Annotated in this window: 18 protein-coding genes and 5 pseudogenes; 14 read left to right on the top strand and 9 right to left on the bottom strand. The window is 61.1% G+C overall.

Annotation, left to right across the window (positions count from 1 at the left end; translation table 11 throughout):
* The coding region (locus NKI25_RS33970; protein WP_502897491.1) for an oxidoreductase at nucleotides 1–587 on the top strand (587 nt) is incomplete at its 5' end.
* 366 nt (nucleotides 588–953) lie between these two features.
* Here NKI25_RS33970 and NKI25_RS33965 read toward each other — a convergent pair.
* The 3 genes and pseudogenes from NKI25_RS33965 to NKI25_RS33955 form a co-directional block, all read right to left on the bottom strand.
* Nucleotides 954–1,504, bottom strand: a pseudogene (locus NKI25_RS33965) (sulfotransferase family protein).
* A gap of 83 nt (nucleotides 1,505–1,587) precedes the next feature.
* Nucleotides 1,588–2,490, bottom strand: a complete 903-nt coding sequence (locus NKI25_RS33960; protein WP_352592403.1) for a VOC family protein — start codon at nucleotides 2,488–2,490, stop codon at nucleotides 1,588–1,590.
* Between the two features lie 190 nt (nucleotides 2,491–2,680).
* A complete protein-coding gene (locus NKI25_RS33955) occupies nucleotides 2,681–3,571 on the bottom strand; it encodes an ankyrin repeat domain-containing protein (protein ID WP_352592406.1) in 891 nt (296 codons plus the stop codon).
* Between the two features lie 418 nt (nucleotides 3,572–3,989).
* Here NKI25_RS33955 and NKI25_RS33950 point away from each other — a divergent pair, with 418 nt between their 5' ends.
* From NKI25_RS33950 to NKI25_RS33915, 8 genes and pseudogenes are all read left to right on the top strand, one after another.
* Nucleotides 3,990–4,736, top strand: a complete 747-nt coding sequence (locus tag NKI25_RS33950) for a CPBP family intramembrane glutamic endopeptidase (protein ID WP_353000648.1) — start codon at nucleotides 3,990–3,992, stop codon at nucleotides 4,734–4,736.
* Between the two features lie 194 nt (nucleotides 4,737–4,930).
* Entirely contained in the window at nucleotides 4,931–8,275 is a 3,345-nt protein-coding gene (locus tag NKI25_RS33945) for an AAA family ATPase (RefSeq protein WP_353000647.1), read from the top strand.
* 41 nt (nucleotides 8,276–8,316) lie between these two features.
* A pseudogene (locus NKI25_RS33940) lies at nucleotides 8,317–8,482 on the top strand (IS66 family transposase zinc-finger binding domain-containing protein); the annotation flags it as partial.
* A gap of 231 nt (nucleotides 8,483–8,713) precedes the next feature.
* A pseudogene (locus tag NKI25_RS33935) lies at nucleotides 8,714–8,987 on the top strand (IS21 family transposase); the annotation flags it as partial.
* Between the two features lie 140 nt (nucleotides 8,988–9,127).
* Complete coding sequence (locus tag NKI25_RS33930) at nucleotides 9,128–9,637, top strand: ferritin-like domain-containing protein (protein ID WP_352625184.1); 510 nt, start codon at nucleotides 9,128–9,130, stop codon at nucleotides 9,635–9,637.
* A gap of 1,028 nt (nucleotides 9,638–10,665) precedes the next feature.
* Entirely contained in the window at nucleotides 10,666–10,926 is a 261-nt protein-coding gene (locus NKI25_RS33925) for a hypothetical protein (RefSeq protein ID WP_352592414.1), read from the top strand.
* 1,284 nt (nucleotides 10,927–12,210) lie between these two features.
* A complete protein-coding gene (locus tag NKI25_RS33920; RefSeq protein WP_352625183.1) occupies nucleotides 12,211–13,149 on the top strand; it encodes an NAD(P)/FAD-dependent oxidoreductase in 939 nt (312 codons plus the stop codon).
* 504 nt (nucleotides 13,150–13,653) lie between these two features.
* Nucleotides 13,654–14,148, top strand: coding sequence for a YciE/YciF ferroxidase family protein (locus tag NKI25_RS33915; protein WP_352592666.1), 495 nt, complete (start codon nucleotides 13,654–13,656; stop codon nucleotides 14,146–14,148).
* 38 nt (nucleotides 14,149–14,186) lie between these two features.
* Here NKI25_RS33915 and NKI25_RS33910 read toward each other — a convergent pair whose 3' ends face one another.
* Complete coding sequence (locus NKI25_RS33910; RefSeq protein WP_353000652.1) at nucleotides 14,187–14,498, bottom strand: hypothetical protein; 312 nt, start codon at nucleotides 14,496–14,498, stop codon at nucleotides 14,187–14,189.
* Here NKI25_RS33910 and NKI25_RS33905 point away from each other — a divergent pair.
* Nucleotides 14,407–15,200: pseudogene (locus NKI25_RS33905) on the top strand (hypothetical protein). The gene NKI25_RS33910 and the pseudogene NKI25_RS33905 overlap by 92 nt on opposite strands.
* A 146-nt stretch (nucleotides 15,201–15,346) precedes the next feature.
* On the top strand, nucleotides 15,347–16,504 hold the full coding sequence (locus tag NKI25_RS33900; RefSeq protein ID WP_352592420.1) for an extracellular catalytic domain type 1 short-chain-length polyhydroxyalkanoate depolymerase: 1,158 nt from the start codon (nucleotides 15,347–15,349) through the stop codon (nucleotides 16,502–16,504).
* A 334-nt stretch (nucleotides 16,505–16,838) separates the two neighbouring features.
* Here the strand turns inward: NKI25_RS33900 and NKI25_RS33895 are convergent, their stop codons facing one another.
* The 4 genes and pseudogenes from NKI25_RS33895 to NKI25_RS33880 form a co-directional block, all read right to left on the bottom strand.
* On the bottom strand, nucleotides 16,839–17,204 hold the full coding sequence (locus NKI25_RS33895; protein ID WP_352592422.1) for a low affinity iron permease family protein: 366 nt from the start codon (nucleotides 17,202–17,204) through the stop codon (nucleotides 16,839–16,841).
* A 173-nt stretch (nucleotides 17,205–17,377) separates the two neighbouring features.
* Nucleotides 17,378–17,845, bottom strand: a complete 468-nt coding sequence (locus NKI25_RS33890; protein ID WP_352625177.1) for a hypothetical protein — start codon at nucleotides 17,843–17,845, stop codon at nucleotides 17,378–17,380.
* Nucleotides 17,846–18,086: 241 nt separating this feature from the next.
* A pseudogene (locus tag NKI25_RS33885) lies at nucleotides 18,087–18,613 on the bottom strand (trimeric intracellular cation channel family protein).
* Nucleotides 18,614–18,828: 215 nt separating this feature from the next.
* Complete coding sequence (locus tag NKI25_RS33880) at nucleotides 18,829–19,065, bottom strand: hypothetical protein (RefSeq protein WP_352592428.1); 237 nt, start codon at nucleotides 19,063–19,065, stop codon at nucleotides 18,829–18,831.
* 206 nt (nucleotides 19,066–19,271) lie between these two features.
* Here NKI25_RS33880 and NKI25_RS33875 point away from each other — a divergent pair, with 206 nt between their 5' ends.
* A complete protein-coding gene (locus NKI25_RS33875) occupies nucleotides 19,272–19,490 on the top strand; it encodes a hypothetical protein (RefSeq protein ID WP_352592430.1) in 219 nt (72 codons plus the stop codon).
* Between the two features lie 41 nt (nucleotides 19,491–19,531).
* Here NKI25_RS33875 and NKI25_RS33870 read toward each other — a convergent pair whose 3' ends face one another.
* Nucleotides 19,532–19,669 (bottom strand): hypothetical protein, encoded by a 138-nt coding sequence (locus tag NKI25_RS33870; RefSeq protein WP_352592433.1) that lies wholly within the window; start codon nucleotides 19,667–19,669, stop codon nucleotides 19,532–19,534.
* Nucleotides 19,670–20,914: 1,245 nt separating this feature from the next.
* On the opposite strand from NKI25_RS33870, the gene NKI25_RS33865 reads away from it, so the two are divergent.
* Together NKI25_RS33865 and NKI25_RS33860 are read left to right on the top strand one after the other, a co-directional pair.
* Nucleotides 20,915–21,058, top strand: a complete 144-nt coding sequence (locus NKI25_RS33865; protein ID WP_352642881.1) for a hypothetical protein — start codon at nucleotides 20,915–20,917, stop codon at nucleotides 21,056–21,058.
* Between the two features lie 184 nt (nucleotides 21,059–21,242).
* Nucleotides 21,243–21,411, top strand: a 169-nt coding sequence (locus NKI25_RS33860; protein WP_353000650.1) for a pilus assembly protein TadG-related protein, incomplete at its 3' end; no start/stop codon positions are given.

Below are 21,411 nucleotides of genomic sequence, written 5' to 3'. Positions count from 1 at the left end.
TCGATGGCGTCGAGATTCATGGCGCCAACGGCTATCTGCTGGACCAGTTCGCCAAGGACGGTGCCAATGTCCGCACGGATGCTTATGGCGGATCGGTCGAGAATCGCGCCCGGCTGATGCTGGAGGTTGCGACTGCGGTGGTCGAGGAGATCGGCGCAGAGCGCACCGGCATCCGGATTTCGCCCGTCTCGCCCGCCAACGGCGTCTCGAGCAGCGCCCCCCAGGCGCAGTTCGACTATATCGTCGATCAACTCGATGCTTTGGGCATCGTCTATATCCATGTCGTCGAGGGCGCCACGGGCGGATCGCGCGATGTCGCGCCGTTCGACTTCGGATCGCTCCGCCGGCGCTTCAACAATACCTATATCGCCAATAACGGCTACGACCTCGAACTCGCGGCGTCGCGGCTCGCCGAGGGCAAGGCGGATCTGTTCGCCTTCGGGCGCCCGTTCATCGCCAATCCCGACCTTGTTGAACGGCTGAAGACGCGCACGCCGCTGACGGAGTTCAACTCGGCGACGCTCTATGGCGGCGGCTCCGCTGGCTATACCGACTATCCCGCGATCGCCGCCTCAAGCCGCCCATGAGCTATCGGAGGGCGGCGCCTGCGAGGCAGCCATCCCACGTGACAGCAGCGCCTCAGGGCATCTCTCTGGCGCTCCGCTCGAACTGGTGTCCAAACCCAGGGATTCAGGAGGGCCATGGAGGGCTATAGCATAGACGTTAGCTCCTCTGGTCCGCCCAGGACCAGCCAGACGAGATTCGTAGCACGTCGTACGTTCGCTTTACAGGCGCAAGCGGACCCATTCACCGTGATTTCGACTGTCGTGAATGGGTCAATCCTTCCGGTTCACGAACAGGAAGGATGCGCCATATCGCGACATGGTGCTTCTCCAAACCTGCCGTTCGCGCTCGGCCGAATTCACGCCCATGACCTCTTGCAGACGGTCAGACTAGTTCTGTGCAAGGGCCGACTGAAACTCCTTGGTGTTGTTGCGATTGGGATAGGACTGGTCCGGTACTGCCACGCCAAGATGCAGGCAGAGCGGCTCCCATCCGTCGCCCAGATTGTGGACCAGCAGTCGACCCGGCGGTACTGTCGCAATGATCGCCGTTACATTGGCTTCGTAGACGGCTATGGCATTGGCGCGATCGTGCGGCCGGCCGCCGAAGACCTGCCTGGAGACCAACGCAAGACCCAGTGACTCCTGATCCGTGCTCTGGCTGATAGCTGCCAGGATCGTTTTCTCGAAGCTTTTCCACCAGCTTCCGGCGATCGGTATGTCAGGATGACCAGGGCGTCCGGATAGAAGTCAATCAGGTCACGCCAATAGTGTGCCGAGGGCGAGTCGATGCAGGACGCGTAGCCCGCAAACAGCTGGTTCCAGTCTGGTGCCGCGCCCTTCGCTAGCGAACGCCAAAGCCGTTTCTGGTCCTCATTGGCCATGACTTCGAACATGTGGTGACAGGGGCCGAAGCCAAGAATCGTCAGCGCCTCACGCATCGAATCCGTCCCCGTCCGACCGAAGCCCGCTCCGATTACCCTTATCGTCATTGTTCCCCCCGTTCAGGCCCACAGCCGTCAGATCAGTCTTTCGCGAGCACCATCCGCAGTCGGTTTCCCTCAGGGTCGGAGAGGTCCAGTGCCCCGTCAGTTTGCAGCGAGGGCACGTGCGCATCCTCGAGACGTCGCGCGACGCCCGCAAAGTCTTCCTGGGTGGGAAGCACGACGGTAAAATGCTCCAGACCTGCCGCGCCGAGTGGTGGCTCCTTCAGCTCGTCGCGAGCCCAGATGTTGAACGCCACCATGTGTGGGCGTTCCTCGGTGCCGCAGTCGAACAAGCCAAACGTTGCAGACTGGATATGTGGCCTGAAGCCAAGCACGCCGAGGTAGAACGCCATCAGCGTTTCGGGCGACCGCGCGCGCATATGAATGTGACCGATGATGGAATCCGCCGCCAGCGGGACTTTGACACGGTCCGCCGGGTCGAGCTCCTGCAGCAATCGATCGATATCGAGAGGTTCGAGCCCGGAATGTCTCGTGCCGTCCTTGGCGACAAGCAAAACACCGCCGCCAGCCATCTCTTCCCTGGAGGCCAGGCGCTCGGGCGTGTCGAAGCAGATCTCGATTCCGTTGCCTGAAGCGTCGGAAACGTAAAGGGATTCCGAGATCAGATGATCCTGAGCGCTGTGCCTCAGGCCGGAGGCACGCAGCTGGGCGGCGACTCGGGCCAATTCCTTGCGGGTCGTGACGTGGATGGCGACATGAAAAAGATCGCGGGACTTTGACGGCAGGACGGTTGTTGCCCCGGCGTGCAGCGCAATAAGGGTCTTGCCGTCGACGCCGAGTTCGGCGATCCCGCCGTCCCTGGTCAGGGTCGAGAGGCCGACCACGTCACGCCAGACCGGTAAGGCGGCGGGAATGTCGACGACGCGCAGATGAACCGGGCCGAGACGGGTGGTGTTGGCCAGAATTTCTTGACTCTTCATCGGCCGTTGTCTCCCTGCAGCGCTGGAACATTAGCTGCGAAAGATATGCCTGTCTGGCGCCTAGTTCGGGTCGACCGTTCCCGGCGCGTATTCGCCTGTGGTAGCCGGGCCGTTGGGTCACCAAAGGTAACTATTTGAGCAAACTAGCCGACGCAGGCCCGTAGCAGTAATTGCGCAAGAGATCATCGATTCAAGGCAGCGGGATCGGCTTGTCACTGAGTGTGCGCAAGTAGGCGATCAGGTTGACCCGTTCGGTCTCGTCCGGGACACCAGGCGTCTCCATCTTAACGCCCGGCGTGGTGAGCATAGGCCCGAAGAGATATCTGTTCAGGTCCTCGTACGTCCATACACCCTCCCAGCCCAGCAAGGCGTCGGAGTAACGCATATTTGCCATAGATGCCTTGTCGCGGCCGACGACGCTCCACAAGTTCGGTCCTATTTTGTTCCCTCCCTTTGGCTCCGCGTTGTGGCAACGGTTACACGCGCGGGTGAAGGTGGTTCGGCCTTTCTCGACATCGGCAGAAGCCAACTTCATTGAGACCGGAGCTGGTGTTGGCAAGACCACGCCGTGGGATATGAGATAGTCGGCAATTTCGCGTTGCCCCTGGCGTTTTGCCAGATGGAGTGGTGTCTTGCCGTCCATTGCCTTCGCATTCACGTCTGCGCCGGCCTCGACCAGTGCCTTCACGCAGTCGAGACAACCGAGAGTGACGGCGACATGAAGAGCGGATTCGCCGCCACGGTCGGACTTTGGATCTGCGTCATGCTCCAGCAAAAGATTTAACAGATCGATCTTGCCTACCCCTACAGCCGCCATCAGCGGGGGACCCCAAGTCGTCTGGGCGTTGACGTCCGCGCCACGTTCTATGAGCAGTTTTGCCGCTTCTATGTGGCCCATCATGACCGCAAAATAGAGCGGCGTTGCGTCTCCATCGCTCTCATCGACGCCGGCACCTGCATCGAGCGCTGCCGTGATCGCCCCGACGTCGCCCTCTTTCGCGGCGTCGTGAATGTCGGCCGCATGCGATATAATCGGGATGTGTAGAAGCAGTAGCGGAATGAAGAGCAAGAACCCGCGCATTTAACATCTCCTAAGGCAAGCCGGAGGACGCGGCACGATTTCAAGGCGGCAAAGTTTACCTCAAAATCCTTGATGCTACCACGCCCATCTGTTGCCTAAACAGATTGTGGAATCCCTTAAGAGAATGAGAGTTTTCAAGACCGGCTACCTCGCTGGCTGTCTCGCAACGGGCGGTGAGGTCCCATCCGGGTCACGACCAAGCGCTGGCCAAGTTGGCCGAAGCAAACGCACCCATGGACCGGCTCGCGCGGCATCAGTAGGCCACCCTCACGCCCGCCTTCGCATCGGCGCGATGTGCGGCGGATTATGCGGTCCATAAATCCACCGATAACCTGCTCTCATTAAGCGGTGCAATGCTCATGCCGCTTCGTGGCACGGCTTAACTTATTCGTTCGGCGCACGGGCGGGAGAATGGCCATTGACAGCAAACGGTTATGAAAGGCGCGACGGGCCGGAGCCTGATCGGGTTCCTTCGCTGGGCCTGGGCGGCTCCGCTGCTCTGTTCGGCGCGGGTGCTCTGCTGCTGTTCCTGACAACGCGGGTAGCCGTCCCGGCGTTCGTCTCCGCCACCGGGGCAGAGCCTGTGGTGATGTGGTTCCTGGCCGCAAGCATCGTCCTTTTTGGCCCCCTGCTTCTCACGGCTGCCCTGCTGTTGTATCGGGAACGGCGTCTGCCGGGTTCGTTGGGCGCGCGGCTGTGGCTTCGCCTGATGAATGGCGGCGACTGGCTCTGGGCAATTGGAGGGCTGGCGGCTGTCGGCGTGCTGACCGGCGGCATCGGCGCCGCGCTCCTGATGCTGCAAGACGGGAAGACTCTTCATCCCTCGTTCATGGCTTTCGAGCCGCTCGGTCCCGGCCGATACTGGATTCTCGGCGCGTGGCTTCCGTTTTTTGTACTGAACGTCATTGGGGAAGAGTTTGTCTGGCGGGGTGTCGCACTGCCGCGGCAAGAGGTTGCCTTCGGGGAGCGGGCTTGGCTGGTCAATGGGATACTGTGGTTGCTGTTCCACGCTGCCTTCCCCTGGCAAGTCCTGTTGACGCTCGTGCCGATCACGTTGCTCCTGCCCTATGTCGTCCAGCGGCGTCGCAGCACACGGGCCGGGATCGTTATCCATGCCGGGTTCGGAGCAATGGGCTTCCTGGTCCTAGCATTCGGGCTTGCCTAAGTGTCCTCACAGCGCCGAACCATCCGCTGCAGCAGACGGCGGCAGCGATCTTGGTATCTCGGAGTTCAGCCGCCGGTCCACGGCCGATATCTTCGTTTCAGCGGCCTGGCCAGAGAGATTTCTGCCTACTCCATCAATTTGGGATATAGTCCGGGGAACAGAGCAGCCCCCCGCAGCCGAAGAGGAGAAGGGGCGTGGATATCGCGGCATGGCTCCTGAGCCTCGGCCTGCAGCAATACGAGCCGGCTTTTCGCGAAAACGACATTGAAGCTGATACGCTTCCCCAGCTCACCGCCGACGATCTCGTGGCGCTCGGGGTCATATCGATCGGCCACCGCCGCAAGCTGCTCGCCGCCATCGCCGCCCTGCGCGCGACTTCGGATACAGCGGTTACCTCGACCACGCGATCCCTGGCGGCGATCTCAGGGGCAGCCACGCCGCTTCCAGACGCTGAGCGGCGGCAGCTAACGGTCATGTTCGTTGACGCCGTCGGCTCGACGGCACTCGCAGCCCGCCTGGACCCCGAGGACATGCGCGAGGTGATCGGGACCTACCATCGCTGCGTCGCGGAGACTGTTGGTCGCTATGGCGGCTTCGTCGCAAAGTATATGGGGGACGGTGTACTGGTCTATTTCGGCTGGCCACAAGCTGATGAGGCCGATGCCGAGCGCGCCGTGCGCGCTGCTTTGGCTACGCTGGAGGAGGTCGGCCAGGCCGCCCCGGCCGGCGAACGGGTTACCGCACGCATCGGCATAGCCAGTGGCCTCGCCGTCGTCGGCGACCTGCTGGGCGCCGGCGCCGCACAGGAGCAGACGGTGATAGGCGAGACCCCAAACCTCGCCGCGCGCCTACAATCGCTCGCTGATCCTGGCTGCGCATTGATCGACGCAGAAACACGGCGGCGCATCGGCGGCTTGTTCGAGTACCGCGAGCTTGGCGACTTTGATCTCAAAGGCCTGCCTGGCCCTGTGCGCGCGTGGCTGGTGCTGGGCGAAGCCTTGGTTGAGAGCCGGTTCGCGGCAATGCATGCGGCTTCCCTCTCGCCGCTGGTCGGGCGCGATGACGAGCTCGGCCTGTTGCTGCGCCGCTGGCAGCAAGCAAAAGATGGTGAAGGGCAGGTGGTGCTCATCTCCGGCGAGCCCGGCATCGGCAAGTCCCGCCTGATCGCTGCGCTCGAGGAGCGCGTGGCCGGGGAGGCGCATCTCAAACTCAAGTACTTCTGCTCGCCGCATCACCGCGACAGCGCACTGCAGCCCATAATCGCACGCTGGCAGAACGACGCCGGCTTCGTGCGCAGCGAGTCTGCGGGCGCACGGCTTGACAAGCTGGAAGCCCTGCTTCTCCCACTCGGCGCCACCCTGGAAGAGGTGGCGCTCGTCGCCGAGTTGCTCAGCGTGCCGGGCGGAGAGCGTTATCCGCCACTAGCTCTCAGTCCGGAGCGCAAGAAGGAGCAGACCTTCGGAGCGTTGAACCGGATTCTGGACGAAAAGGCACGTCGGTCCCCCGTGCTGATCCTGTTCGAGGACGCGCATTGGGCCGATCCAAGTTCGCTTGAGCTGTTGGACAGGTCAATCATGCGTCTAGCCGCATTGCCAGTGATGGTGATCATTTCCTTTCGGCCAGAGTTTCAGGCGCCTTGGGTCGGCCAAACCAGCGTGACCTTGATTGCGCTGAGCCGGCTCGGCCCTCGCCAGGCAACGGCGCTCGCAAGCCAGGTTGTCGTCGGTCAGGCGCTACCGGCTGGGATGCTGGAGCGGATTGTGGCGCAGACCGATGGGGTGCCTCTGTTCATCGAGGAATTGACCAAGGCCGTGCTGGAGCGCGCCAGTCAGCCCGATATCGCGGGCTCGCTTTCGGTGCCGAGCACCTTGCAGGCTTCACTGGTGGCACGGTTGGATCGGTTGCCGTTCGCAAAACAGGCGGCGCAGATCGGCGCGGTTATCGGCCGAGAGTTTAGCCATGAGCTGCTGGCCGCGGTGGCGAGAATTCCCGAGGCGGCATTGACGCAAGGATTGGACCAGCTCGTGAGCGCCGGTCTCGCCTTCCGTCGCGGCACCTCGGCCGAAGCTACTTACTCCTTCAAGCACGCTCTCGTTCAGGATGCCGCCTATGTGAGCCTGCTGCGTAGCACACGACAGAAGTTGCACTCGCGGATCGCCAAGGTGCTGGAAGAGCGGTGGCCGGACGTGGTCGAAACCCAGCCTGAGCTGCTTGCCCATCACTTCACCCAAGCCGGCTTGATGGAGCGCGCCGTCGATTACTGGCAGCGGGCTGGCGAACGCGCGTTCCGGCGCTCGGCAGCTGCGGAAGCCACAGGCCATCTTGCCAAGAGCATCGAACTCTTGCGAACCTTGCCGGAAGACCGCGCTCAAGCGGAGCGCGAGCTGCATCTCCAGACGATGCTCGGCCAGGCGTGCATCGCCCGCCACGGCTACGCCGCGTCTGAAACCGCTGCCGCTTTCGCCCGCGCCCGGGATCTGGTCGAGGCCATAGGCGACGTGTCACAACAATTCCCCGTGCTGTATGGGTTCTGGGCTGTCCAATACGTCCGGATGGCGGTTCGAGAGCAGCAGAACCTCGCCCGACATATTCTCGCGTTGGCCGAGCAGCACCCCGACCCGGAGCGACTATGCGTAGCGCACCGGATTTGCGGGGCGACCAACGAAATGACGGGCGAGTTGCCCGCCGCCCGGGAGCACCTCGAGCAAGCTATTGCGCTGTACGACCCGGAGCGGCACGGTTCCACAGCCTTTACCTTCGGACAAGACCTTGGGGTTGCCGTGCTGTCGCACCTGGTTTGGGTGCTGTGGCTGCTGGGCTACCCAGATCAAGCATCTCGCCGGCAAGCCGAAGCACTGGCGTTGGCGCGCCGTGTTGGCCACAAGAACACGCTAGGGTTTGCCCTGATGTACAGCGCGATGGCGGGTGCCTATGGCCACAACGCTGGAGTGGCCGCTGAGCACTCCGCATCCTTGCTGGAATTGGCCCGGGAGCAGAAATTTGATCTGTGGCGCGCCGGCGCGACGGTGGTCAATGGCTGGGCCACTGCTCGCCAAGGGCACGGAGCAGTCGGCATTGCGGCGATCGAGCGCGGTCTCGCGGAGTGGACGGGCAGCGGCGCAGAATGGATGCGACCATTCTTTCTCAGCCTGCTTGCCGACGCCTGCGCACTCTCCGGTGACGTGCTACGGGCGCTCGGGGAATTGGATGAGGCTAAGGCGGCGGTCGAGCGGACGGGACAGCGCTGGCCGGACGCCGAACTGCATCGATTGCGGGGGCAGTTCCTGACAGCTTTGCCGGACGGCGGAAGACCAGGCGAGGCAAGCGCCGCGTTTCAGAGTGCGATCCAGATCGGCCGGCGTCAATCCGCAAAGTTCTGGGAGCTACGTGCTGCCACCAGCCTCGCCCGACTCTGGCGCGATGAGGGCATGCATGCCGACGCCCGCGATCTGCTCGCGCCGGTGTATGCTTGGTTCACCGAAGGCTTTGAGACACCCGACCTCAAAGAGGCCAGGGCGCTGCTCGACACCTTGAGGTGAATAGAGATCCACGCTACTCTCGTGCGGCTTCCTGAGCCAGAAAGCGTCGGACGAACCGCGGCGCGTTGCCATCCCATCTGCCGCGGGTGGAAGGATCGTCGACATCGAGGACCATGCCTGCCCACGCTGCCGCAATGGCTTGCATCGGATCGGCGAGGACGTGAGAGAGCGGCTCGACTCGGTCCGGCGCAGCTGCGTGTAATCGTGTGCGCCGGCCTAATATGCCTGCCCCGCGGCCATTCTGCGTGCCTGCCTGCGGCGCAGCGATCAGGATGAGATTCAGCATCAATCAAGATGAGACTCGGCGGAGGTGGTGTGACGCAGTGAGGCGTAGCCCGAACGGAGTTACACCACCTCCGCGACGCCCACTGCCGACGTCTGTTGAGCGCGGTTGGCTGAAGTACCTTGGCGATTTTCTGAGAATGGAGAATCACCTTTGTGCCACGCCGTCATGTAACCGACCATCAGACGGCTCTTTATGAAGTTACGACAGGAACACACGACCGAGATTGCCGCGGCCAAGGCGTCGATCAGCAGAGCGACGGCCTATCGCATCAAAAAGCATCCGGACCTGCCATCGCAAAAGCAAAAGGCTCGCGGCCGGCGACGGCCTGGCCCTCTCGAGCACATCTTCGATGCCGAGGTCCTTCCCCTTTTGAAGGCGGCGCCAGGCATCCCTGCTGTCGCCATCTACGAAGGAATACTACGGCGGCAGTGCCGAGCAGGCAGGGATGTTACTCCGCGCGCGCCGGACCTGAGAGCCGTCTCATCGGACCTCTCTAATCCGACCAGACGAAGTGGGAACAATGTCACCGTTCGGCAGTTCTTCTCCGTCCACTAAGGAGATTTGAAATGTCAGAGGCGCGAGAATGGCTTGCCCAATGGCTTAGAGATGCTCATGCCATGGAAGAGCAGGCCGAAACGATGTTGAACGGGCAGTTGAGCCGTATCGAGAATTATCCCGAGCTCAGCGACCGAATCCGACTGCACCTTGATGAAACGAGGCAGCAGGCTGCTCGGTTGAAAATCTGCCTCGACCGAATGGATGAGGGTTCATCCACGATGAAGGATGCTGGCGGCAAGCTGACGGCGATGGCGCAATCGTTGAGCGGCATCTTCGCCGGCGACGAGGTGATGAAGGGATCACTCGCGAGTTACACTTTCGAGCACATGGAAATCGCCTCCTACACGATCCTGATTGCCGCCGCTGAATCGCTGGGCGAAAGCGAGGTCGCGCGGGCTTGCGACGAGAACTTGCGAGAGGAGGTCGCGATGGCGGAATGGTTGAAGGACCATCTTCCCTCGACAACCGAGCAGTTCCTCGCGAGGGCCGAAACGGAAAGCGATAGCGCGAAGCGCTGATGAGCTTGCAGGGTACGCGCCGCTTCTGAATCCTTCCGAGGAACCCTGATGCGCCCGTCGGCCGAGATATTCATCTGGCACTCGGTTGCCGAGAAAACATCGCCGCCGCCGCAGCGCCGTCTTGGCGCCGGCTTGGGACCCCGGCGATGATGGCGCCCGGAACACACAGCTTCAGATCCTCGAAGCGCATGCCCCTGACTCAACTATGGCGCGGGGAATAGCTTGGCGACGTGGTGGCGGTTGCCACGACCGCAGAAGCCCCTGATCGCGGGAAGGAAGCTCGCTGTCAGCCGGCGTCCGCGATTTGGAGGTGGCGAAACGAGATGCCCCATGGCGAACTGCAGTGAGCAAGTAAAGGCTTGCCTAATGACGTCGTGATTGCATCGTCTGAGGCTGCCAAGTCTGACCCGGCGTGCGAGCTCACTATCCAGACACCGCGCCACGCCATGCAGGTCAAAGCATACCGTCCATTCGTCTCCAAAACTTCCCTGTAACCCCGGGACAGCCACCAAAGATGTGGGAACATCGGGATAGATCCGACTTACGGGTCCGCACCTTAACTGATCGAGGGCGCTGCCAAGTGTAGGTAGATAGCACGGCTGTGCCCATCGGCGCTAACCCGAAGGGGCACCGGGGCCTTCGGGGGAGCGAGTTATCCGATCCCCAGACAGCATTCCCAGGGAACAACTCTGGCCCTCGGATGGTTCGGTCCTATGGTCGCATGCAGGCTCGTCGATGGTTGAGGTCGACAAAAGGAAACAGAAGGTTATCGCCGACCTTGTACGACGGTGGATCAGGGCAGAAGCCATCCGCAACTACCTTCGCAAGGCGCTAAATCTTCCGGTAGAACAGGAGCTACCGGATCACCACAGGTCATTGCTCGACCAAATCGATCGGGCCGACAAAGAGTGAGTACGTGTTGGTCGTGAACTCACCAAATAAAGTCCAGGACGTTTTGTCAAAAGCGTACGTGGCCAGACACATCGCCCCCATCGGCTTATAGTTACTTTTCCGAACGGGAGGCTGTCATGCTACCATTGCCCCACGCCGGCGAGTCAGAAGTACTTGCCGAGATCAATAAATTGCTAGACCATCACGCCGGGGCAACGCCGGTGCCGGTTCACAAACTCGCGGCGATTATCCGGCTGCGCCTAAAGAGCCATCTCTCCGTCGCGACTATCGAGGGGCTGATCGTAGACGAGGCCGGATGTCGCCAATTGCCTATGCTCTTTGAAATGCCGGGAACAGATGCGACTGTCGTTTCATCTGCTCTGGGCCGCGCGCCTTGAAGGTTAGGCGATCTGGCATTGGGCAGTAGGAGAGGGAGCCCGCCGCCTCGGAGGGATTGGCGACGGACCCCGGCAGTGGCTGCACCGAGACGGATCGACCGCTGCGAGTCTTTAACCGGCGAGGGCCTGCATTGTTCCCCCAATGCGTGTGGCGCTAGCATCGAGCATGCAATCGACGATCGCCTGAAAGCCGGGCTCCATCGCCTCCTGGCAATCGATCTCGCGGTCGGCATATTCGCGCTGTCGTCTTGGCGCTGCAGGCTGGACGCGAAGAGAAATGATGCGGCCCCTCTAGAGGCTCATCGCTGCCGACAAATGACGCAGAGGGACCACGCCGAGGTCGCGGCGCAGCTCGCCATCGCGCGCGCCATCCCATGCGGCGGTCGGCCTTGACGTCGGGCGGGTAGGCGCCAGATGGCGCCGAATGAAGCGCATCCGAACCAACAACATCGCCACGGGGTACAAGGGCGAGACGCATGACGGCCCCGCCGACGACGAGTCCAAACATTTCATTTACTGCCCGGTTTGCGGGCAGACATTCGACGCGCGCGACCTGGGACAGGTGTTTCACCATGCAGAGCCTGTGCACCATCCAGTTCCAGTGGAACAGTAGAACTCTCCAGCAAGGCTGCTCGGGACGCGCGGCCATTGCGTACGGGACTGGGCACCATTGGATCGAACATGGCGACCCCGCTCGACGTCGCGGCTCAAGGCTGCCAGGGGGTAGTGAGGAGCGACCCGAGGAATTTTCGTCGATCTCCGCAGGGAAACCCATTCGCCGCTCACGTTCAACGACTCTGTCTTGGAACGACACCGCGATTTCATACCGAGCGGCGACACCGGTGAGCCGTCCTGGTAGGAGGCCCGGCCCCGTCGTGCCAGAGCCTGTGGGGAGTGAAGCGACCCTGGCCCCGAGACATGGGGATGCCGGCTTGCCGATCAAGCGGGCATACTCTGCCTCCGGCTGCCCATACGACCCGTTTGCCAAGGAGATGAGGGCAGCTCGGTCGCGGACGATGACCTCGCCACGATTTGACCTGATGAGGCCGCGGCCTTCCGGCATTTGAAGTGCCACGGCGTTATGCAAGCTTCCGCTGGAAAGAACCATGCAAGGCGAGCGCAGCACCGCCCTGATCGCGTGAAGCTGGTCATCGAGCACAGGGCTGCGAGTTAGCCGACGAGCGTGGCTGTTTCTATGTAACCAAACCACCTGCGCCGCGTTTCGTTCAACGCGATCGCGACACTTCGGTCACGGCGCAAAATTCGGCAGGTCAGGAGGCCATCGTGGTGGCGCGAAGTTCGCCGAGTCGTAGTGAATTATGGGACTGTCTCATCATCGGCGGCGGCCCGGCCGGCCTGTTGGCCGCAACGTATCTGGGACGTTTTCTGCGTCGCGTGATTGTCATCGACTCTGGCGAAAGCCGGGCGAAGTGGATTCCCGAAAGTCACAATTGTCCGGGTTTCCCAGATGGCATTTCTGGCGTCGATCTTCTCACGCGCATGAGGGAGCAAGCCGTGCGGTATGGCGCGGAGCTGGTCGACGATATGGTGCTAGACGTCTGCCTTGACGGGACAGACTTCCTTGTCGCCGCGAGCTCTCGTATTCGAGCTCGCTCGGTGCTTGTGGCCACCGGAATCGTCGACACACTGCCAGATATTTCGGAAATCGCGGCTATGATCGAAGCCGGTTCCCTGCGGCTATGCCCAATTTGCGACGCATATGAGCTTATCGGCAAGCGGGTGGCCGTGTTCGGTCCGGCCGACGATGCGATGAAGAAAGCGCTGTTCCTGCGAACGTACACCCAAGACGTCACCATGCTGGTGACCAGTGCGGTCACGGCATTGGACTACGACGCTGGCGCATTGCTAAGAAGGGCTGAAGTCAAAGTAGAGGCATGCATGCCCGGCTCGCTGCACTCCAAAGGTGGAGCCAGTGTCAGGCTCATCAACGGGGATGTGCGCGTCTTCGACACCATCTACCCCGCGATGGGCTGCACCATACGCTCGAAACTGGCTATCGACCTGGGTGCGAAATGTGATGAGGTCGGCAACGTGGTCGTCGACTCGCATCAGCGAACCGCCATTGCTGGCCTCTATGCCGCTGGCGACATCGTCAACGAGATCAACCAGCTCGCGGTCGCATTCGGGCACGCCGCGGTCGCTGCAACCGACATTCACAACTACCTGTGCGAAAGCGACGGCGAGCGCCCACCGCGCGGTTGACCCGCAGGCATCACAGCTGGTCGTTGTTCCTTGGTCTCTCCAGCGCGCCAATTCGAAAAACGACCGGACGTCTATTTCGCCGTGGGCATTGTTGGCCGCCTGGAGCAACCGGATCGGAGGCCAGGCGGCGTCACGATTGGCGGGAGACATCGTTCTCGTCGCCAGAGAATTCTTTTGGGGTGGAAGGGCTGATCTCGCCGCCGGCGACTTTGGCGAGCAGCATCCCCAAGGTCAGGCGCGCTCGTTCATGGCTGCGCCGGCAAAAATATTCTCAAGAAGCTCGATAATAGAGACGCCAAGTATCAGAGCATCATGCGATCCCTCGATAGCGAAATGGCTGGCGGAGCGGGAAGTGAATTGAACCAGGGGGTGACCCACGAACTTAGAGTGACGTGCAGCGACACGTCTCAAGGAACCTTTCCGGCGTTGCGCGCTTGTTGAGCATGCGTTTCACAACCCCGTGAACGACAACAGAAAAATGCTGGAACCAAAAGGAAATCCGCCCTGGCGAAAGAAAAGACATTGGACGATCTCTTCCTCGATACGCCCAAGATATCTTACGCGGAAAAGAAGATCCTGAAGGCGCTTCCCAAGATGGCGCGCGCCGCATCATCGGCCGATCTGAAGGCAGCCTTCGAGAAGCACAAGGACGAAACCGAAGGTCATGTCGTGCGCCTGCAGCAGGTTTTCGAGCTCCTTGGCAAGCGGGCACAGGGCAAGACGTGTCCCGCGATCGACGGCATCATCGAGGAGGGCGAGGAGATTATGGAGGAGTTCAAGGGAACTCCCGCACTGGACGCCGGTCTGATCTCCGCTGCCCAGGCCGTCGAGCACTACGAGATCACCCGCTATGGCACGCTGAAGCGCTGGGCCGAGGTCTTGGGCATGAGCGACGCAGCCAAACTGCTCGACCAGACGCTCGCGGAGGAATCCATGACGGACGAGGCATTGACGGGTCTCGCGGATGCTTCCGCCAACGAAATGGCCAAGGCCGCCTGATCACACACCAGCCACCCCAACATGTTGGGTTGGCTGTTTTACTTCCAGCATCCGTTCTTTCGATAGGAGACAATCATGGGTCGAGGCATTCTACTCTGGCTGCTCGGAGTTCCTATTCCGATCATTATCCTTCTCGCGGTGTTCATGCGGTAGGAGGCGACGGACGTCGCCGCGCCGGTCGAGTCCTCGTCATCCGCAGTCAACTGGGGACCGATCATCGCCGGCGCCTTCGCTGCCTCGAGCCTGACGTTCATCCTGATGCTTCTCGGGTCCGGCCTCGTGTCTCCATGGTCCAACGAGAGCGCCAGCGTGACGACCTTTGCCATGTCCACCGCGATCTGGCTGGTCATCGTTCAATGGCTGTCATCGGGTCTGGGCGGCTATCTGACCGGGCGCCTTCGCACCAAATGGGTCGGCGTTCACAGCGATGATACCTTCTTCCGGGATACCCACACGGCTTTATGGCTTGGGCACTCGCCACGCTGCTGGTTGTGTTCGTGCTCGGCTCGACCCTGTCCGCGGCAATCGGCACCGGCGTTCAGGCGGCCTCGACAGTGGCCTCGGGAGTAGCAATGGGTGCCTCGGCAGGCGCGACCGCAAACGCCGGGAACGACGGAGGCAGCGACGCGACGTCGTATTTCGTCGATGCGCTGTTCCGCCCGACCGATCTTTCCAGGCTGGCGGCGCCGGCCGCGGAGGGCGATGCGACAGCAGCCGCACAAGCTTCCCGCATCCTCATTACGAGTGCGGCGGCCGGCGAAGTCTCGGCCGACGACAAGACTTATCTAGGCCAACTCGTGGCCGCTCGCACTGGCCTGTCGCAAGCGGATGCTACTGCCCGGGTTGATGCGGTGCTTGCTCAGGTCGAGGCGGCCAAAGTCCGAGCACAGGAAGCAGCCGACACAGCTAAAAAAGCCGGCGCCACCTTCGCGCTGGTTGGCGCGCTTTCTCTCATCATCGGTGCTTTCATCGCCAGCGCAGCGGCTGCGTTAGGCGGCAAGCAGCGCGACGACGAAGAAGACGCGCTCTATCTCACAGCTAGTCGAGGCTGAAGACGTCTACTCCCGGCCGGCCCAGATGGTCGGCCGGACTCCATCTCCCCGCGCTCTCTTGTTCTTGTGCGTGCAGCAACGATATTGCTGCAAGCGCGTTGCACAGATTGCCGTCCATTCCGGGCGTCAGAACAGGGACGGCCCCATTGCGAAAAATCTCCGATACGATCGCCCACCTGGCCGCGCTGCAGGCGCGACATGCCGCACATCCCGCCGACCTCGGTGCGTCAGACCATCTCCGGACGCTGGCCGAGTTCGGTACCAATCCCGGCGGGCTGGGAGCGAAGTTCTACATTCCCAATGACCTATCCAAGGGCGCCACGCTCGTCGTCGTGCTGCATGGCTGCACACAGAACGCGGCCGGCTATAACCATCATTCCGGCTGGTCCCAACTCGCCGACGAGGCTGGCTTTGCGCTGCTCTTTCCCGAACAGCAACGCGGCAACAATCCGAACCTCTGTTTCAACTGGTTCCAGCATGGCGACACCAAGCGTGGTTCGGGAGAGGCGCTTTCGGTTCGCCAGATGATCGAGACGATGGTCGTCACCCACGGTCTCGACCGAAAGCGCATCTTCATCACGGGCCTTTCGGCCGGAGGCGCAATGGCGGCGGCCATGCTGGCTACCTATCCGGAAGTGTTTGCCGGCGGTGCGATCATTGCCGGTCTGCCCTACGGCAGCGCAGCGACCATCCCGGAGGCCTTCGATCGCATGCGCGGCCACGGCGGTCCTTCGGAACAGGATCTGCAACGGGCCCTCCGCGGCGCATCGGATCATCGGGGACCGTGGCCGAGGATTTCGATTTGGCACGGTGCCGCTGACCACACGGTTTCGCCTTCCAACGCGGAAGCGATCGCAGGCCAATGGCGGGGAGCCCACCGGCTTGAAAAAGTGACGCGTCAGGAAGCTGCCGGCCCGCACGCAAAGCAGGTCTGGCGTGACGGCGCGGGAGAGGCCTTGATCGAAATCAACATGATCGCCGGGATGGGCCACGGCACGCCGGTCGGCGACGGCGTCGGCGCTCCAGGACCTTATATGCTTGATGTCGGCATCGCCTCCACACGGGAGATCGCGCAGTTCTGGGGCATCGCGGCAACGGAGGAAAGCGCCTCCCGGAAATCGAGGCCGCAAGTCCCCGCCAGCCAACGGCCACCCCAGTCACCGGCGCCAGCTATGGAAAATGCGAAGACGAAGCCCCGACAGTCGACTGCCATCCATCAGTTCCCGCGTCACCCGGAATCGGGCCAACCCGGCGTGAAGAAGATTATCGAGGATGCCCTGCGGGCAGCGGGCCTGATGCGCTAGGCGGGCGGCGCAAATCGCTCGCCGACTGTCTCGCCGGCCCGCGAAGGTCAAGCGGGTCCGACCAAGCAAGGGAACGCGTTGTTCTTTGGAATCGTTGACCGCTTTTCAGCAAGCAGTCGCATGCACCTCGTCCAGATCCTGCTTCCCCATCGACTACCGAGCGGCTGCCTTCGGCCGGGTCTTTATCAAGACGGTTTTTCCTAGACATGGCACTTTCTCCGTTGAGAAATCGCCAACTCGGCATGAGGAGCAAAGTCCCTCGATTGGGCGGCTTTCCGCTTCTGCCCTTCCCGCTGGCGATACCGTGCCCCAGTCGGACTAAGCCGCCGGGCGCTCAGGCGGGCAGAGGCCCGTCTTCCTCTGCTTTTCGATCGGCCTCCGCCGCTTCCATTTCAAGCCGCGCCAAATGGGCCTGGATCTCCTCGGGCTCGGCGTGCTCTAGCCCGACGACATTGTTCCTCGTTTCCTGCAGTGCAACGATGATCTCATCAAGTTTTGCATGAATAGCAGCGGTGTCGCGATAACCCTGGATCAGGACGACACCGGTAATCACAATCGCAGCTACTGAAAGCGCATAGGTGACTACGTTTGTTAGCCCGAAAGGAACCATCGCCGTGCAAGCAACCATCGCGGCGATCATCAAATAGAAGCCAGGCGGCCGGGACAGAAAGTCGGCAACCGCAAAGAGAAATCGGTTCATGCGAATCCCCAGCAAACAATCTATTACGATTGGGGCGGGATTTTACATTTTCGTCAATGCTCCGGGGGCTATGAGCCGGACGGGCTTGAATGATACCGGCTGACGATCAGTCTTCGAAGCAACGGCGAAAAGCGCCATGACGGGTTTGAGATGGATGGACTCTTTAACGGTTCTCAGCAACCTTCCGCCCCCAGGGATCGCACCATACGCGCCACAATCGGATCGTACGGGATTTTTTCATCGCTGCTGTAATTTATGGTAAAGAGCGCGGCACGGTCGTTGCAGACCGCAATGGCGCGGACATATCGGATGTGTTCGTTCTTGATCCCCGAGTAGCTGGCCCATCTCGGCGTGACGCGCCTATAGGTCAGTTTCCAGCCCCGCTTTTCATCCTCGACCATGCGGTGCTCGATCTCTGCGCGAAAACTGTGCTTGCCGAGCCTTGCGCCCCACACGGTAAGAAGGGCATCGTTTTCGCCCCGAAATTCCGCGCCCTGGTCCGAACGCTGCGTCAGGACAAAGCCAGGGGGAACATCGAATATGAAGCCAAACTGCCTGACGCCGAAGAGCTGCCACGCGTGCGCTTGGAGAAGCGTGCTGCAAAATAAAACCGAAACGAGGCTCAACAGAAAACGTGCCATTGGCATTAAATTAGCGTCGCGTCATATACCGTCCAGACCGGACAAGATTGGCGACAAAGAAAAAGTCGCAGACGACTTGCCGCTGATGTCAGCCTCGTGCACGACTGAAACCCGGGAGACCACCCTTGAAATTCTTAAGGGTTGATCACTTGGGACGACACTTCAAGCCGGGCTCCTATCAAGCACGGCGGCGGGAGATGTTGGCATAGCGCCGGGGGCGGACTGGCAGGTCTCGGGGACGTTATGCACTTCGATCCAGGCGGTCGATCTCATCGGGCGTTCGCCCCCGCCGCTCGCGATAGCGTGGCAGCGACCATCCCTTCTGCAACGCCATGCCGCGCACGAGCAGCCCGGCAATGAGACCTGCCCCGAGCACGACCTCGCGACTTAAGCCGATATTCGTGAGCACAACAAAGACCATCGCCCCAGCAAGCGCTGCCGTGACATAGACTTCACGGGAAAGCACTATTGGACTTTCATTGCCCAGCACGTCACGAAAGATTCCGCCGGCACTCCCATTGCCACCGCCACCACCGCGCCTAAGCCTGCAAGCAAAGCGCGCTCCGCACCCGTGACAGCGAAGAGCGCCAAACCGAGGGCATCGAGCCACAGGAGCCAGCGGTAGCGACTCTGCGGGATGTGAGCGGTGAAAAACACTGCGCATGATACGATGACGCATGCGAGAAGAATGGCGGGCTCCCGCACCCAGAAAACGGGGCTCAAGCCCAGAAGAAGGTCGCGCAGCGTGCCACCGCCGATGCCCGTCACCGTGCCGAGCAGGACGAAGCCGACTACGTCCAATTTGCTTGCTCGAGGCGACCAGCGCGCCCAAGATCGCAAAAACGATCAAGCCCAGCCAGTCGAGAAGTGCGGCGGCTGTGTCGAAGAGCATAGGAATCTTCCGCTTGGGTTGGCGACCGCAGCGCGTCTTCCGCTGCTGCATACGCTCGACTACGCGTCAACACAGAACCATCGCGTTGACTCTATCGAGGTTTTCGGCGTATTTTACCGCTTGCCATAACCAACAAAAACCCTGCCGAAGCGGGGCTTTGTCGTACAGCCGTGGCGGCGAGATGGTTAGGCGCCTCGATCCGGGCGCCCTCGCCGATCTCTTTTAGCATAGCCTCTGCTTTGGCCTTGTCCTTCGTGGTCAGCACGGTGCGCCAGTACGGCTTCTCGAAAAGGCTAACGATGTACGTCGTCGCAGGCTTGTCGTTCATCGCCCGTCCAGCCAATTTGCTATGCGGCTAATGTAGATCCAAGCACAAAAAGCTCGCCCATTCGTTCGCATGTTTCGCTTCGAATTGACTTGAGCGCATCTATTCGTCAGCCGGCCAGTCCACCATTTTCTCGCCGGTTAGGCCCGGCGGCCGAGCCCCAACGACGCGGGCCGCTGTGTCATAGTTCGCAACATGGGAGGAAAGCGGTGCCCAGACCCCAACGCGCTGCCTGTGATAATCCAGAGGGCTATGACGGCCTTTTGGAAACCCGAATTGAAGTGGTAGAAGTCCACGGCGAGTGGTCGGTGCACGTAGTCGAGGAAGACGAAGAACGCATCTACGCATTCGTGCTGGAATCCTTCGCCCTAGCCTTCGCGGAGGGCCAGAGGATGCGCCTGAAACTCGCTGATATTGTGCGGCATTAGCGCTGCGTTTGGGTGGCGTCCTTTGCCTCGCTGTAGGTGTTCTACCTACCCGACATCGGCGCCGCATGCGGCCGCTCGTAGTCGGCCGGCCTGCCGTTCAGCAGATTGATCGCCCGCTTTATATCCCCGTGCAGCCGGTCGATCACGTCCCAATGCTCATGAAATGGCTTGAGCGACAACTGCGCGTCGCGGAGTTCTACCGTCAGAAGCCACGCCTGTGGTTCAATTTTGGCGAGGTGATATTCGGAAACGGCTTCGTGTCGGCGAGGGTGCGGCATCCCGCAAAATAGGAATATATTCCGCATCCCGTCAAGGCACATAGACTTCGTCCCGCCCTCAGCGCATGCTCGAGATCGGCGAGCTGAAGGGCAACATGGACGCGATCAACGCAGCCCGACGAACGGGCGGCTGTGTTGCACTCTGTAAGCCGTTCCAACGATAAAAATTGTCGGGTTGCTCCCCGCCCTCGCGACTGCGGAGTGGTCGTTTCATCGATTGACTCGCGTAATGCACCGGCAGTTAATCTCCCCGCCAGGGCAAAAGAGGGGCTATGAAACTGGGAGCAAACGATGACTGTCCAAAAAGAAGACTATCGAACCAACAGAGCCGACTACGCCATAGCTGCGATGCATAGCCGAGCGACCGCTGAGGGCGATCGTGACGATTTGGTGGCGAGGAAAAAGTCCCTGTGGGTAACAGATCGGCGATCTGCAAAATTGGCTGCAAACCCGTCCGAAAGCTCGCCAGAACCCAAGGCAAAACCGCGCGGTAAGTGAATCGGACGCCAGCCACTTTCTTACCGCCGCGTACTTCGTTCGCATGGTTCGATTATATTAGAGGTATCTAAAATACCAACCAGCCAGTCGAGCATTCCCTAAAGGCTCGCTGGTCAGGCCCAGCGGCCGCCCCCTAACCCAAGCTGCTGGGCCGCCCGCTAAGGAAGTGCGTTGTATCACTGATACGGTCGTCGGTGACCCCCTCCGTACCGCGGCCGTGATCGCAACCACGTCACCGATGCCAAGGCCCCGCATCGGTACCACTCAAACGAATGGCAATTTTCTGTCTGGATGCGTTTAGTATCCATTCTCCGGAGACCCGCGCATGGGCTCGCGTGGGAGACAAGTGACTCCCCTTTAAAGGCATCGAGATGCTACGAGCGCTGAAAAGTCAGTTCCTTAGACCTAAGGATCGGGCGATTTGCCAGCGGGCTGTCGACCAGATAACCGCCGACGCTAAATGGTACAGCACTTCGATAGTCAGATTCTGGCCTCGACCACGCTGAATCTCTTTCAATCAGGGGTCGTAAACGAAACGAATTTGCTGGCACATGTTCGCGCGCGGCGCCACGACTTCACTAAACTGACAGGCTAGCTCCACCCGGGCGGAAACAGCGCGTTTCAGCAAATCGTGAATTGACTGCATCCATGAAAGCCGGTTGGCGGCACGGCGAGGTGATGCGGTCGCTCCGTCGCCTGATCGCAGCCGACAACATGACGCAAAAGGAAAATGCCAAGGTCGAAGCGCAGCTCGCCATCGCGCGTGCGATGATGCGTGCGGGCCGGCCTTGACGATCGCCAGACCGGCGCCAGACGGCGGCGCACTGGCGCTCGGCGGCGTCATCGTGGTGAATTTGAGACGCTGATTCAGCTGCTCCCCGCAAGCTGATTGCGATCGAGACAACTTTACCGGCTCGCGAAACGGACCCTCCATATGCTGCCTCTAGGTTAGTCCCAGCTAAATGAAGGGGCTTCCATGCGTGTGACGTTTTGGCGTTCAGAACGCGGCAACCTCGCCGTGGTGTTTGCGTTGGTCTTGCCAGTCGTGCTTTTGGGCGTCGGAGTGGCGATAGACTTTGCGCGCGTGAGCCGAACTGCCCAACAGTTGCAGGAGGGAGCCGACTCCACGGCCCTTCAGTTGGCCG

The sequence above is a fragment of the Mesorhizobium sp. M0808 genome (assembly GCF_040320025.1).
Lineage (GTDB): Bacteria > Pseudomonadota > Alphaproteobacteria > Rhizobiales > Rhizobiaceae > Mesorhizobium.
This window is presented reverse-complemented; position numbering and strand designations above follow the sequence as displayed.

Bases quoted from the DNA above. Each gene is read 5' to 3' on its own strand.
- NKI25_RS33890 (WP_352625177.1), bottom strand. From the start codon at position 17,845: ATGGCACGTTTTCTGTTGAGCCTCGTTTCGGTTTTATTTTGCAGCACG.
- NKI25_RS33880 (WP_352592428.1), bottom strand. From the start codon at position 19,065: ATGAACGACAAGCCTGCGACGACGTACATCGTTAGCCTTTTCGAGAAG.
- NKI25_RS33930 (WP_352625184.1), top strand. From the start codon at position 9,128: ATGTCAGAGGCGCGAGAATGGCTTGCCCAATGGCTTAGAGATGCTCAT.
- NKI25_RS33925 (WP_352592414.1), top strand. From the start codon at position 10,666: ATGCTACCATTGCCCCACGCCGGCGAGTCAGAAGTACTTGCCGAGATC.
- NKI25_RS33960 (WP_352592403.1), bottom strand. From the start codon at position 2,490: ATGAAGAGTCAAGAAATTCTGGCCAACACCACCCGTCTCGGCCCGGTT.
- NKI25_RS33910 (WP_353000652.1), bottom strand. From the start codon at position 14,498: ATGACCAGCCAGATCGCGGTGGACATGGCAAAGGTCGTCACGCTGGCG.
- NKI25_RS33955 (WP_352592406.1), bottom strand. From the start codon at position 3,571: ATGCGCGGGTTCTTGCTCTTCATTCCGCTACTGCTTCTACACATCCCG.
- NKI25_RS33895 (WP_352592422.1), bottom strand. From the start codon at position 17,204: ATGAACCGATTTCTCTTTGCGGTTGCCGACTTTCTGTCCCGGCCGCCT.
- NKI25_RS33865 (WP_352642881.1), top strand. From the start codon at position 20,915: ATGAAAGCCGGTTGGCGGCACGGCGAGGTGATGCGGTCGCTCCGTCGC.